Source organism: Sphingomonas sp. 179-A 2A2 NHS (assembly GCF_045371305.1).
Taxonomy (GTDB): domain Bacteria; phylum Pseudomonadota; class Alphaproteobacteria; order Sphingomonadales; family Sphingomonadaceae; genus Sphingomonas.
On sequence record NZ_JBIQDE010000010.1, the window covers coordinates 22,158 to 34,930 of the forward strand.

Below are 12,773 nucleotides of genomic sequence, written 5' to 3' on the forward strand. Positions count from 1 at the left end.
TATCACCAGCCTCGCGCGCTCGCTATAAGGCCGGACAGGAACAGCGCACCGGAGACCCATCCAAGCATGGGCGCAAGCCACGCACAGCGATACCTGCGTCTTCTCGATGCCCTGAATTTCGCCTCAACCCAACGCAGGCGCCGACCTGTAATCGCGACGCGGCTCCAGTATGCATCCTGGTGGCGCAGCAATTCGGCGAGCCTTCCATACATCTCCTGTACGACCATTGCGCCGAACATCGCGAAAGTCACGCCAGCGCCAAACAGAATGATCGGCAGGATATGTCCTTTTGCTGCTTCCCGCGCGTTAAGGAATGCCGCGGCGGCGCCGCCATTGAGCGCGAATAGCGATGCGGTAAGCCAACGAGAAATCGTGCCATATTCCGCCGAGACAAACGTAGCCTGTTTGTCGATGCGTTCGGTAGCTCGCCTCGCACGAAGAATGTTGGGATCGTCCGACACTCCGCTTGAGGTGCCACTGGCACCATTGCTGCACAAGGGGCGTGTGGAAGCGCATCGCCGACATCTGGCCCGGATCTGCACAAAGAATTCAGCCCTGCGGAAGCAGGGTTGGACATGCTTTACGTCGCAGGGGCCAACGCCGAAGATGAAGGTTATGGAACCGTCACGAGTTGATCTCGGCTTGAGGAGTTTCGGTCTCCGCTCATAAACGCAAGGCTCTGGATTTGGGGGGAAGGAATGAATACGAGCACGCCGCCAACAGCGCAGCCCGCTCGGAACCCGTCCGAAACCTGGCGACGAATCGTCGGGATCGGGGGGCTGGAGCCACGAGGACGCGATAGCGACTTTGTCGATCTGGTCCGAACGGCGCTTGATCCCGACGCGACCACTATAGTCGAGGCGCTCTCGACATGTCCGAACAATGAGACGCTGGTGCGGGCCGTGTTCGGCGTCGTGGCGCCGTTCAGTGCGATGTCGCAGGACATTGTCGACTTCATGCGCAGGGCCGACGCACGGCGAGGGAAGGCTTCGATACAGATCGCGATCGAAAACTCGATCGTCGGGCTGGAGCATCTCGAGGAATTTGCGAAGACCCTTCGGCAGGCACCAGGAGTAATCGAGATCTGGGACGCAACCATCCAAGACGCGTTTGATCTGGCGAATGCCGCGAGGAAGAATGTGCAGGGAAGAACCTTGCCGCACGACGTCGAAATCTGGCTCGCGGCGTTCAATCGAGGCGAGTTTCGCGAGCTCCCGCCCAGTCTTCACCCCGAACGAATCTCCAAAGACCTGACTGATCTGGCTTCGATCGCCGCGACCGCCCTCGATGCATTGCGTTCAGTGATCTGGTCGCGGAAGGAACGAGCCGCCTTGTTGGCGGAGCACCGGCATCCTGATTTCGGTGGAGGCAGAGTTCGGGATCCGATTGCCGTTGCGATGGCCGAACATGATCTGGTCGGGCCCTTGATCGGCCTCCTCGGCCAGGCGGCGATGGAGCAGGATCGTTCCGCCCTGGTAGCCGCCATTCGTCCTTTGTTCGCACGAATTCCGCGCCTGCCCGTGTCGACGACGGGCGAGTTGGCGACGCTCGAGAAGGTGCTGTCTCTGCCGGCATGGAAGAAGCGCTTCGAACTATACGCGGTCTGGATCGCTACCCGCATCGCTGGCGCGGTCGAGTCGGAGCGCGTGGCAGTCCACACCGATGCGCAAGGTGCGCTTCCCTTCGCATTCCAGGCGACTCACCTTGCCACAATCGAGAGCGCCGATGGCGAGAAGCGGCTTTGGGCAGAGCGTCGGGAGCGATGTGTCGGTCCGATCGGCAAGAACCGCACCGGCCACGTTCAGCCCGACTATGGCTTGTGGTCTGGTCCGGAAGCTGCCGATCGCTGCGATCTGATCGTCGAGGTCAAACACTATAAGACGCCTGCGCTGACCACGTTTGGCGCTGCGCTGGTCGATTATGCCAAGGCTCACCCGCACGCGACGACGGTGCTGGTGAATTATGGACCCGAGGCAGGCGTGGCGGACCATGAACGATGGTCGCATCACGGCGTTCTGAGTCGTTGTCACGAGATCGGCGATTTGACGCCGTATAATCGCGTCGCGTGCGACGCATTCCGGGAGTTGGTGCGTGAAGCCGCCGGACCAGAACCGCACCCTCGGCTGCTCTTGCTCGATGTTTCCGGCTCGACCAGCGATGGAGACGGCGGGTTGCGGACAAGGAGTGTTGCGAAAAGCTGGCTCAGCGCTCCCGAGCAAGCCCATCTCAAGCGGGTGGTAGCAGCCTCAGACGCGATCCAATGGGACCTGCCGCTTGCCGAGGCAGTGGCGAGGTTGGACAAACCCGTCGACGCGGATGGCGGCGATCCTCTCGCGGTGGCGCAGAAGTTGTTGCACGGCGCAAAGCGCATTTGGATCGCGACTGATTCCTCCGGGGTGTCCGCATTCAAGGCCGCAGGCTTCCGCCACTTCCGCCACCTTCGCCACATGACCGGCATCGATCTCGTCGAAGTCGGCAGCAGCTAAGCTGCGTCCGGCGAGGCATTACGAGGCAAGTATCCGCGCGGGAGCCACAGGTGGCTTTGACCGCTACCTCCGCCTGGCCCGCATTGGCCTCTCGGCCTTCGGAGCAGTCAGAATTGTGCGAATCTGCCGAGTTGGAACCCGCACCATGTCGAGAACGCGAGCCTTCTGCACGGCTCTTTGCGGAGCAAGGCGCAATCACCTCAGCCTGGGAGGCAAGACCAGTCGTCGAGCGACTTTGCGGCTGCCGCGGAGGTGAAGCCGCTGAGTCCGGGGTGCTTGAGGTTGGTTTTGGTGAGCCGCAGCGCTTCTGTCTGTGACATGATGTAGAAACGGTCCGCCGTCCGGTCGATGCCGGTCGGGCTCATGCCGAGCCGCACCAGCATGTAGAATAGGCCGGGTGTCGGCTGCTTCGGCTTCACCATCCAGCTGCCGGGTTTGCACTTGCCCTTTACGTCTACGATGAAGCTCGCGCCGCTCGGAGCCCGCACGACGAGATCGGCGAGCGGTGCGTTGGGCCCGAGGGTCAGGCTGACCGAATAGCCGCGCCGGGTCAGTTCCCCCGCTGCCAGAAAGACCGCGGCCCATTCGGCCTCGTTCCGGGTCATGGTCATCTGTCCAGGCTAAAGGGCACCCGTTTAGGTTGCGTGAACCGTGGCGAGTGCCCGTCGGCGCAGCAGGCGGGCGCCTCGCAGGCGATGCAGGTCGAGCGCGGGAGCCGCGGTACGCACACTGCGGCTGGCAGGCAGCCACAGGGTTCGCGCGTCTTTGTTCACCCGCGCAGCACACTTGCCTTGGACCCGGGGCACGGCGGCGGCTGGCCCCCTTGGCCCGCGCGCACGCCGCCGCGCCGGCGGTGTCGGCAAGAGTGCGTTCTTTGCTTTGCATCGCTGTTCCGCAACCGCGCTCTACGGCGCTTCGCGCCGCCGGGCCGCGCTGCGTCCCGGCCTGGCGGTGACGATCGCTGGCGCTGTTGCTAGGGACGCTGCGCTGTCGCGCAGCGGCTCTTTTTGGTGGCCGATCCCGGATGCGCGGGATGGCCGGCGCGCCCTTCTGGGCCCGCTCGGGCGCGGCGCAACCCGTGGCTTCGCCCCGGGTCCTCCACTGTCGTTCCGGCCTCGCGGTGCGCCCCGCCCTTATGGCCGCGGGCCCGTCCGGGCTTCCTCGCCGCCCACCCCGCTTTCCGGGGTCGGGTGCGGATTTTGGGACGAGGAGGCCGGGTCATGGGCAGGAATGGCGGATGTCGGGTGCGTGGCGAGGCTGGCGGCCGGGAGCCGCGCGCATCGCTTTATGACGAGGTGACGGGGCGGATCGTCGCCGAGCTGGAGGCCGGGCGCTTCCCCTGGGTGCAGCCATGGGACGCTGCTGCTGCCGTGCCGGGGCTGCCGCGCAACGCCGGATCGGGGCGTGCCTATTCGGGGATCAACGTGCTGATCCTCTGGGGCGAGGTCATCATGCGCGGCTATCCCTCGCAGGGCTGGCTGACCTTCCGGCAGGCGCTGGAAGCGGGCGGATGCGTCCGCAAGGGCGAGCATGGCGTCGGCGTGGTCTATGCCGACAGGTTCACCCCCGAGGCGGAAAAGGAGCGCGCCGCCGCAGAGGGCGGCGCGGCGCGCGCGGTGCCGTTCCTCAAGCGCTTCACCGTTTTCAACGTGGCGCAGTGCGACGGCCTGCCCGAGCGGATGGTGGCGGGCGCCGCGCCGCTGCCGCCGCGCGAGCTGGTGCCCGTTGCCGAGGCGCTGATTTCGGCGAGTGGCGCCGACTTCCGGATCGGCGGGGGCGAGGCATTCTATTCGCCGGGCGGCGACTATGTGCAGGTGCCGCCGCAGCCCGCTTTCCGGCACCAGATCGATTATTACCGCACCGCGCTCCACGAGCTTGGGCATTGGACGGGGCATGCCAGCAGGTTGGGCCGCGACCTCTCCCACCCGTTCGGAAGCGCCGGCTATGCCCGCGAGGAACTGGTTGCCGAACTCGCCTCGGCCTTCCTCTGCGCGGCGCTCGGGATTCAGCCGACCGTCCGCCATGCCGACTATCTGGGCTCCTGGCTGGCGGTGCTGCGCGCCGACAATCGCGCGATCTTCCGCGCCGCGAGCCTTGCCAGCAAGGCCGCCGACTATCTGCTCGCCTTTCAATCCGAGGCGCCGGCGATGGAGGTTGCGGCGTGATCCTCCTCACCCCCGAGCTTCGCGCTGGGCTCCGTGCGCAGTTTGACAGCGAGGCCACGGACAAGCGCCCGCTGGTCAAGCTGTTCAATCCGCTCTCCGCCGCCACATGGCTGGCGAGCGAGCTGGCCGAGGACGGCGACACGCTGTTCGGGCTCGCCGATCTCGGCTTCGGCTGTCCGGAACTGGGTTATTTCTCGCTTCGGGAAATCGAGTCGCTGCGCCTGCCCTTCGGGTTGCGCATCGAGCGCGACCTGCTTTTCGCGACCAATGTGTCGCTGTCGGACTGGGCGGCATGGGCGCGCAAGGCGGGGTCGATCCTCTGGGCGGAGCAGCTTCCAGGCTCCGGCGATGCGCAGCATCGCGGGAATGCTGCGGAGGGCGAGGCGCTGTTGCGCCGCGCGAGCGATACTGTCAGCGACCTGACCGACCGGTTTCCGCCGTCCGGGTGACGGCGGGAAAGGCGCGCGGCGCGCCTTTCGCCGCAATCCCCGAAAGCCGGTCCCGCCCCACTTCTCAAGATGAAACGGGCCCGGCGCTCACAAGGAGCAGGCACATGAAACTCCAATTCATCGAACTCGACAAGCTCTATGTCGACAACGCGAACATGCGCTTCGCCAAGCGCCCGCCGGATGTCTCCGACATCCTGCCGAGCGTACGCAAGCGCGGCATCCTCCAGACCCTGATCGTGCGGCCGGGCGAGAGGACCGCTTCGGCATTCTCGCCGGTTCCCGCCGCTTCCGCGCCGGGCAACTGATCGCGGAGGAGCGTGTCGGCAACGGCGAGGCCGAGCCGTTCCAGTTTCCCTGCGCGATCCTTGAGGCGGGCGACGATGCCGCCGCCGTCGAGGCCTCGCTGATCGAGAATATGGCGCGCCTCGACCCGGACGAGGTGACGCGCTGGGAAACCTTCGTGCGGCTGGTCAAGGAAGGCCAGTCGCCCGAAGAGATCGCCGACACCTTCGCGCTGCCGGTGCTTGGCGTGCGGCGCACGCTGGCGCTCGGCAATCTGCTGCCGCGCATCCGCGATCTCTACCGCCACGAGAAGATCGACGCGGCGACCGTCCGTCACCTCACTCTTGCCAGCAAAGCGCGGCAGCGCGACTGGCTGGCGCTGTGGGATGATCCGCAAGCGCATTGCCCGACGGGCTGGCAATTGCGCGGCTGGCTGCTCGGCGGGCAGGCGATCTGCGCCCGCTATGCGCTGTTCGATGTGGACAAGAGCGGCGTGGCGCTGGTCGCCGACCTGTTCAACGAGGAACGCTATGTCGCCGATGCCGATGCGTTCTGGACGGCACAGCATGCGGCGATCGAGGCGCGGCGCGCCGACTATCTCGAAGCGGGCTGGACCGGCGTCGAGGTGAGCCCCGCCAGCGAACATTTCCAGCATTGGGAATATGAGAGAGCCCCCAAGCGCAAGGGCGGGCGCGTCTATATCGACGTGCGTGTCAGCGGCGAAATCGTGTTCCACGAGGGCTATCTCAGCCGCAAGGAAGCGAAGCGGCTCGCGCGCGGCGAGGTCGTCGAGAGCGTCCAGCCCAAGGTCGTGCGCCCGGAGATCACGGGGCCGATGCAGACCTATATCGACCTGCATCGCCATGCCGCCGTGCGCGCCGCCTTGCTGTCGCGCCCTAGGGTCGCGCTCCGGCTGATGGTCGCCCATGCCATCGCCGGCTCGCATCTGTGGCGCGTCGAGGCTGAGCCGCAACTTGCGCGCAGCGATGCGATTGCCGAGTCAGTCGAGACCTGTCGCGGCGAGACGGTGTTCGACACTAGGCGCCGCGCGGTGTTGGCCAGCCTCGGCTTCGATCCCGAGACGCCCACGGTGAGCGGCGGGCACGTCGAGGGTGTGGATGGTGACCGGCTGACCGCGATCTTCCTGCGGCTGCTCGGCCTGCCGGACTGCGCCGTCATGGACGTGGTCACGGTGGTGATGGGCGAGACGCTCGCCGCCGGAAGTCCGGCGGTCGAGGCGGTCGGGCTGGAGCTGGGGCTCGACATGGCGCGCTGGTGGCAGGCCGACGAGGCGCTGTTCGACCTGATCCGCGACAAGGAGGTCCTGCAGCTGATCGTCGCCGAGGTGGCGGGCAATGCGGTCGCCAACGCCAATGCCGGCGAGAAGGGCGCGACGCTCAAGAAGATCGTCACCGACCATCTTGCGGGGGCGGGTGGCCGGGCCAGAGTCGAGAACTGGGTGCCGCGCTGGATGACCTTCCCGCCCGCCGCCTATACCGGGCGTGGCGGCGTCGGCACCGTGCGTGCCCATGCGCAGGCCGAGGCGGCGCGGCCTGTGCCAGAGGCAAATCCCGCTCCCGAAGTCACGGCCGAATCGCAGGCGCTCGCCGCCTGACATGCGTCCGGGGCGGCGCTGCCGCCCCGGACTTCCTCATCTTCTGCACCAATTCGGCTTGGGCTTGCCGTGCGGCCACCAGTTCGCGGCGCCCTGCTCGACCAGCGTCGTCGCGACGTCGCGCCCGTCCAGCCGGACGCGCGCGACAGTCCGGTTGTAGCTGCGTCCCACGCGCTCGATTTCCACCGTTCGCCCCTTGAGGAGTGCGATCGCCGCCCGCGTCGCGGCCTTGCCGCGCGCGAGCTCGGCGCGGCACCGGGCGTTGCCCGGTTGCGTCTCGGGCGCGTCGATCCCGGCGATGCGGATGCGCTCGCCGCTCTTCAGCCGGAAGGTGTCGCCATCGGTGACCCACGCAACCACGCCTGACTGGGGCGCCGGCGCGGCGCCGGCGAGGATCAGCAACAGTGGCGCCAGCAACTCAGTGCGCGGCACGGCGGATCACCTTCCTGGTCGCGCCGCAGAGCGAGCAGGCGTTGATCCTGCGCTCGAACCCGCCTTGGCCGGCGAGCTCGCGGGTCTTGATGTTAGCGTGCTGCCGAACACTCAGGCCCAGCCGCTCGGTGATGCAATCGTCGCACACCGGCTCGGGCGAAAGCCGCTCGATCAGTGCCCGCACCTGGTCCAATACGGTCATGTCATTCCCCCTGAGCCGGCTCTTGTAGCGCGCGCGTTCGCGTGAGGCAGCCCCGGTGCGGCGAGCCGAGAATGTCGCGGTGAGCCGTGCCGATGGGCGAGTTTCGACATCTCCTCGTCTTCGAGCAGCCGCAAGCGGCCTCTTTCACGATGGCCGTCTGGCACCGCGCGGCCTGAGGCCAGCAACGGCGTCGCCGGCTTTCTTCCCCGGCTTGGGGAGCTTCGCACCCCGCGCCTTCCTCGCGAGGCAAGAAAGCCTGCTTTGGCCGTCCTCCGCTCACGCTGCGGCCCGGCCCTGCGGCCCGGGTGCATGCCGGCCGCTGGCGGTGCCGGATCGACGCCATCGAGGCCGCACTGGCGCGGCTTCGAGCACATAAGGAGACGCATCATGGCCACCATCGGCAGCTTCACCCGCGACGACAACGGCGTGTTCACCGGCACCATCCGGACTCTGACGCTGAACGCCAAGGCGAGCATCAAGCCTTCGAGCAAGGATCACGACAAGGCGCCCGACTACCGCGTCACCACCTCGGCTGGCGTCGAATTCGGCGCCGGCTGGACCAAGACCTCGCGCGAGGACCGGCCCTATGTCTCGGTCAAGCTCGACGACCCGTCGCTTCCCGCGCCGATCTACGCGACCTTGGTCGAGGGCGAGGGCGGCACGCACAATCTGATCTGGTCGCGCTGATCGGCAAGCGCCCCGCGCCTCCCCGGCGCGGGGCGCACCCCGGGGGGTGTCGAAATCGCCCATCCCGGTTTTCGACACTCCCCGGCCAGTGCCCCGCCGGCCATCCCGGTGCCGACACGAGGCAGGAGATGCGAGGCCGTGGACAGCGACGATATCGACCGGGCAAGCAGCGCCAGGCGCGGCTCGCCCTTCCTCAATACCGAACAGGCGGCGGCATGGCTGGGCCTCTCCGCGCGGACCCTGAAGCGGTTGCGCGTCGCCGGGCAGGGCCCCGTTTTCCGCCGCCATTGCCGCTTCGTTCAATATCATGTCGACGACCTCGCGGCGTGGAGCCGCGAGCAGAGCGCGCGCGGGATCCGGTCGTGAGGCGCCCCCGCCCGCGCGCCGACACGCCGTTGCTCGTCTGGGGCGAGACGCGCCACGCGCACCATCTGCGCCGGCTGCACCGTCTTCGCCTTGCGATCCTGGGCGGCGCCGGACTGGTGCTGTTGGTGGTGCCGCCCATTTATTCACCCGCGCCCCGGCTGGTGTGGAACGCGTCCGCCAGCGCGCCGATCGGCCTCTATTGGGTATGGCCGGGCGATGCGCCCGGACGCGGCGAGATGGCCGTCGCCTGGGCGCCGCCGCGCTGGCGCAGGCTCGCCGCAGAACGCCATTATCTCCCCGCCAATGTGCCGCTGGTGAAGCGCGTCGCCGCCGTGCCGGGCGATCTGGTCTGCGGCGCGGAAGCGCGGGTCTCGGTGAACGGAGTGGCCGTCGCGAGCCGCCTCGCCCGCGATCCGAGCGGGCGCGCCTTGCCATGGTGGCAGGGCTGCCAACGGCTCGGCGCCGGCGAATATCTGCTGCTGATGGACGCGCCGGCATCGTTCGACGGGCGCTATTTCGGCGTCAGCTCGGGCCATGATCTCGTCGGACGAGCGAGGCTGATATGGCGGCGCTGAGCCTGATCGCGCTGGCGCTGGCGACGGCACCTGCCACCGACGGCGTGTGGCGCTGGTCCGCCGAGATCGACGCCGCCGCTGCCCGCTGTGGCGTGCGGCCCGAATGGGTCGCGCGCGTGATGCGGGCGGAAAGCGGCGGGCGGACGCTGCTCGGGGGACGGCCGATCCGCAGCGGCAAGGGGGCGATCGGGCTGATGCAGCTGATGCCGGGGACCTGGGCCGAGCTGCGCCGCGACCTCGCGCTCGGCGACGATCCCGACCTGCCCGCCGACAATATCGTCGCTGGCGCCTGCTATCTGCGGCGCATGTACGATCGCTTCGGCTATCCCGGGCTGTTCGGCGCGTACAATGCGGGACCTGCCCGCTATGCGGCCTGGCTTGCAGGCGACACGCGCTTGCCGGGCGAGACCGCGGCCTATCTGCGCGCGGTCGGCGCGCCGGCGCCCGCCGCGCCGGTAACGCCAACGGCACCGCGCGATCCGCTTTTCGTCGTGCGGCGCGACACGCCCGACGCTGCGCCGGAGGCGCGCCCGCAGGCGACCGAGACAGCCCTGTTTGTGCTCCGTCGAGCGGTTCCGTGACATGGCGAGGGCGGAAGGGCTCGTCGTGAAGTCCCAGCATGACGGACGGCAAAGCGGCCCTCAAGGCCCATGGGTACCCCCCGATTTGCTGCGCAAATCGGCTCCCCCCATGTCCGCTCCGCGGCGCCTCCGCGTGCGCTCCGGCGGCCCTGACCGCCGCTTCGCCGACCGTCCCCATGAGGGCGTCCTCGATGTTGGGGACCGCAAGCGGAGACAGGTCATAGCACAGGTTCTAACCCTCTCGGACGCGGCAAATCGCGTGATGGCATCACTCATCTCGGGGCTCGAGATCGAGTTCGGAAGGCAGGCGGGCGCGGCATTGGCGGCACGCTTTCTGGAAGCCGAGGAAGTCGATTTTCACTGGGATGCGCGGCTCCAGGAGCGCTGGCTCGGCAGCTATCCTGGGGGCGACGAAGCCGAATTCGAGCTCGACCGGGTGCGTGTGCTCGGCCGGATCGATGGGCGCTGGTTCGTCGCGGTGATGGTCGTCGACGGCGACGGCAATGCGCACGGCATGCTCGGCAAGCGCAGCTTCAGGACTGCGAAACGGGCGCGCGCGGCGTTCGCGGATGCATGAAGGTCGCGCCTGTCGAAGCCGGGATGCGCTGTCGGATCGGCAGCGTGTCCCGGCTTTCTCTTTGCTCCGGGACAGAAGGCAGAAGGGGGATAAGGGAAAACAAGATAAAGGCAGTGTCTCGCGGCACTGCTTAAGCCTTTGTCTGCACATCGTTTTTCCACGAGACACGCGTCGGCCGCCACGAGACAGGCGCCGCGGGAATGGCGGAAATCCTCGCAATTCGTCGCGATCCCGCGAGACTCGGACGTGCCGGCGATGAGCGACGACGACTTCACGCCGAAGGTCGGCAAGCCGAAGGGTAAGGACGGCAAGCGCCTCGTCAGATATGCCGGCCGCGCGCTTGCCGCGGCGCGCCTCGCCGGGAGCAAGACCGGGGTTCGCTCGCGTTGTTTCGACGGAAGCCGCATCGGAAGGGGCGCCAGCATCGGTCGCCTTCTCTTCAGCCGCGACCGTTTCGCCGGGCAGCGTGCGCGCCGTGCGATCGTCAAGACGCGGCTGGTGCGCATGGCCGGCAAGGGCCTGGCCGGCGCCCGGGCGCATCTGCGCTACATCCAGCGCGACGGCGTGACCCGCGAGGGCAATCCCGGCGAGCTGTACGGCCGTGACATGGATGCTGCCGACGGCAAGGCGTTCCTCGAGCGCTCGGCAGGCGATCGCCACCAGTTCCGCTTCATTGTCTCTGCGGAAGACGGCGCCGAATATGCCGACCTCAAGCCCTTTGTCCGGCGGCTGATGGCCCAGGCCGAGCACGACCTCGGCACAAGGCTGGACTGGGTCGCGGTCGACCATTTCAACACCGACCAGCCGCACACCCACATCATGCTGCGCGGGGTGGACGATCGTGGCGAGAATCTCGTCATCGCCCGCGAATATATCGCCCACGGTTTTCGCGAGCGCGCTGCCGAGCTCGCGACCCTCGACCTGGGACCCCGCACCGACCGCGAGATCCAGGATCGGCTGCGCCACGATGTCGAGCAGGAACGGCTGACCGCGCTCGACCGGCGACTGCTCAGGCGCATGGATGCGGAACGGGTGACCAGCCCGGCACATAACGATCCGTTTCAGCAGGCGGTGGCGACGGGGCGGCTGCGCAAGCTGGGTGCGATGGGACTTGCCGAGGATCTGGGTGGCGGACGCTGGCGGCTCGCACCGGGGATGGAGGAGACGCTGCGCCGGATGGGCGAGCGTGGCGACATCATCCGCCTGATGCAGCGCGAGATGACGGCGCGCGGGCTCGAGCGTGCGCCGGCCGACCGCGTCATCGAGGAAGCCTTGCGCGCGCCGATCATCGGCCGGGTGGTCCAGCGCGGTTTCTCGGACGAGCATCGCGATCGGCACTATCTGATCATCGACGGTATCGACGGGCGCGCGCATTACCTCGACATCGGTCGCGCATCGGCGACGGAAGCTCTGCCGGAAGGCGCCATCGTCCGAGTGGCGCCGCGCATCGCCGGGGTCCGCGAGGTCGACCGCACGATCGCCGCGGTCGGCCGGGCGCAAGGCGGGCTCTATTCGATTGATCGCCACCTCGCGCACGATCCAGACGCGAGTCGGGCCTTTGCCGAGGCCCATGTCCGCCGCCTCGAGGCGATGCGGCGTGCCGGGCTGGTCGAACGGCTTGGCGATGGCAGCTGGCGGATCGCCGACGATCATCTCGAACGCGCGGCTGTCTATGAGGCGCGCCAGCTGCGGGATCGACCGGTGGCGCTCGAGACCCTGTCCTCGGCACCGATCGAGCGCCTGGCGAGCGCGGATTCTCCGACCTGGCTCGACCGCACGCTTGCCGGAGAGGAGAAGCTCGTCGCGCGCAACGCCGGGTTCGGCCGGGAGGTTCGCGACGCGCTGGCCGGGCGCCGACAATGGCTGGTCGAGCAGGGCCTGGCGGACGTGGCGGGGAGCGGCGTCCAGCTGAAGCGCGGGACGATGGCCCTGCTGCAGCGCCGTGAGCTCCTGCGGATCGCCGGCGGGTTGGCGGACGAACTCGGCAAGACCCATGTCGAGGCCGGCGGAGGCGCGCGGATCGAGGGGCGGCTGACGCGGCGGATCGAGGCGGTGGGTGGGCGCTACGCGCTGGTCGAGCGCAGCCGAGACTTCACCCTGGTGCCGTGGCGACCCGTGCTCGAACGGCAGCTGGGCAAGTCGGTCGCGGGGGTCATGCGCGCCGACGGGATCAACTGGCAGTTCGGGCCTAGCCGCAGGGGGCCGGAAATCGCGTGAAGCGATGTCGGGTTTGCGCCTTTATCTCGGCCGTTCAGCCTGTTCCTGCGCGAGCCCGAAACCGGCCGTTCGTTCATTCGGCCCTGAGCGGCAGCGAGAACGCTGCCTTTGGGGACCTTGCGAATACCCCCCGGGCGGC

At 68.0% G+C, this 12,773-nt stretch carries 15 protein-coding genes; 11 read left to right on the forward strand and 4 right to left on the reverse strand.

Annotated elements, in window-relative coordinates; all coding sequences use genetic code 11:
* Positions 1 to 2: 2 nt before the first annotated feature.
* A complete protein-coding gene (locus ACH0AE_RS17025; protein WP_406876048.1) occupies positions 3 to 461 on the reverse strand; it encodes a hypothetical protein in 459 nt (152 codons plus the stop codon).
* Positions 462 to 698: 237 nt separating this feature from the next.
* Between ACH0AE_RS17025 and ACH0AE_RS17030 the strand changes: the two genes are divergently transcribed.
* A complete protein-coding gene (locus ACH0AE_RS17030; protein WP_406876049.1) occupies positions 699 to 2,486 on the forward strand; it encodes a hypothetical protein in 1,788 nt (595 codons plus the stop codon).
* Positions 2,487 to 2,686: 200 nt separating this feature from the next.
* On the opposite strand, the gene ACH0AE_RS17035 is transcribed toward ACH0AE_RS17030, so the two are convergent.
* A complete protein-coding gene (locus tag ACH0AE_RS17035; protein WP_167297725.1) occupies positions 2,687 to 3,091 on the reverse strand; it encodes a hypothetical protein in 405 nt (134 codons plus the stop codon).
* Positions 3,092 to 3,706: 615 nt separating this feature from the next.
* Here ACH0AE_RS17035 and ACH0AE_RS17040 point away from each other — a divergent pair.
* The 4 genes from ACH0AE_RS17040 (at position 3,707) to ACH0AE_RS17055 (ending at position 6,997) form a co-directional block, all read left to right on the forward strand.
* The gene (locus tag ACH0AE_RS17040) at positions 3,707 to 4,651 is read left to right on the forward strand and encodes an ArdC family protein (protein WP_406876050.1); all 945 of its coding nucleotides are present in this window, start codon (positions 3,707 to 3,709) and stop codon (positions 4,649 to 4,651) included.
* Positions 4,648 to 5,100 carry a DUF2958 domain-containing protein gene (locus ACH0AE_RS17045; RefSeq protein ID WP_406876051.1) on the forward strand — a complete coding sequence of 151 codons (453 nt, stop codon included), beginning with the start codon at positions 4,648 to 4,650 and terminating at the stop codon, positions 5,098 to 5,100. The genes ACH0AE_RS17040 and ACH0AE_RS17045 overlap by 4 nt, the downstream gene beginning before the upstream one ends.
* A gap of 104 nt (positions 5,101 to 5,204) precedes the next feature.
* Positions 5,205 to 5,405 carry a hypothetical protein gene (locus tag ACH0AE_RS17050; RefSeq protein ID WP_406876052.1) on the forward strand — a complete coding sequence of 67 codons (201 nt, stop codon included), beginning with the start codon at positions 5,205 to 5,207 and terminating at the stop codon, positions 5,403 to 5,405.
* A gap of 110 nt (positions 5,406 to 5,515) precedes the next feature.
* On the forward strand, positions 5,516 to 6,997 hold the full coding sequence (locus tag ACH0AE_RS17055; protein ID WP_406876053.1) for a chromosome partitioning protein ParB: 1,482 nt from the start codon (positions 5,516 to 5,518) through the stop codon (positions 6,995 to 6,997).
* 36 nt (positions 6,998 to 7,033) lie between these two features.
* Here ACH0AE_RS17055 and ACH0AE_RS17060 read toward each other — a convergent pair whose 3' ends face one another.
* Both ACH0AE_RS17060 and ACH0AE_RS17065 read right to left on the reverse strand, forming a co-directional pair.
* Positions 7,034 to 7,429: a thermonuclease family protein gene (locus ACH0AE_RS17060; RefSeq protein ID WP_406876054.1), complete on the reverse strand. Its 396-nt coding sequence runs from the start codon at positions 7,427 to 7,429 to the stop codon at positions 7,034 to 7,036.
* Positions 7,416 to 7,631, reverse strand: coding sequence for a hypothetical protein (locus ACH0AE_RS17065; protein WP_406876055.1), 216 nt, complete (start codon positions 7,629 to 7,631; stop codon positions 7,416 to 7,418). Before ACH0AE_RS17065 ends, ACH0AE_RS17060 begins: the two co-directional genes overlap by 14 nt.
* Positions 7,632 to 8,018: 387 nt before the next feature.
* Here ACH0AE_RS17065 and ACH0AE_RS17070 point away from each other — a divergent pair, with 387 nt between their 5' ends.
* From ACH0AE_RS17070 to rlxS, 6 genes are all read left to right on the forward strand, one after another.
* The gene (locus ACH0AE_RS17070) at positions 8,019 to 8,318 is read left to right on the forward strand and encodes a DUF736 domain-containing protein (protein WP_167297719.1); all 300 of its coding nucleotides are present in this window, start codon (positions 8,019 to 8,021) and stop codon (positions 8,316 to 8,318) included.
* Between the two features lie 138 nt (positions 8,319 to 8,456).
* A complete protein-coding gene (locus ACH0AE_RS17075; protein WP_406876056.1) occupies positions 8,457 to 8,684 on the forward strand; it encodes a helix-turn-helix domain-containing protein in 228 nt (75 codons plus the stop codon).
* Positions 8,681 to 9,259, forward strand: a complete 579-nt coding sequence (locus tag ACH0AE_RS17080) for a S26 family signal peptidase (RefSeq protein WP_406876057.1) — start codon at positions 8,681 to 8,683, stop codon at positions 9,257 to 9,259. The genes ACH0AE_RS17075 and ACH0AE_RS17080 overlap by 4 nt, the downstream gene beginning before the upstream one ends.
* Positions 9,247 to 9,840 (forward strand): lytic transglycosylase domain-containing protein, encoded by a 594-nt coding sequence (locus tag ACH0AE_RS17085; RefSeq protein ID WP_406876058.1) that lies wholly within the window; start codon positions 9,247 to 9,249, stop codon positions 9,838 to 9,840. Before ACH0AE_RS17080 ends, ACH0AE_RS17085 begins: the two co-directional genes overlap by 13 nt.
* Before the next feature lie 133 nt (positions 9,841 to 9,973).
* Positions 9,974 to 10,417 (forward strand): hypothetical protein, encoded by a 444-nt coding sequence (locus tag ACH0AE_RS17090; protein WP_406876059.1) that lies wholly within the window; start codon positions 9,974 to 9,976, stop codon positions 10,415 to 10,417.
* A 255-nt stretch (positions 10,418 to 10,672) separates the two neighbouring features.
* Positions 10,673 to 12,634, forward strand: coding sequence for a relaxase/mobilization nuclease RlxS (gene rlxS / locus ACH0AE_RS17095; protein ID WP_406876060.1), 1,962 nt, complete (start codon positions 10,673 to 10,675; stop codon positions 12,632 to 12,634).
* Positions 12,635 to 12,773 lie beyond the last annotated feature (139 nt).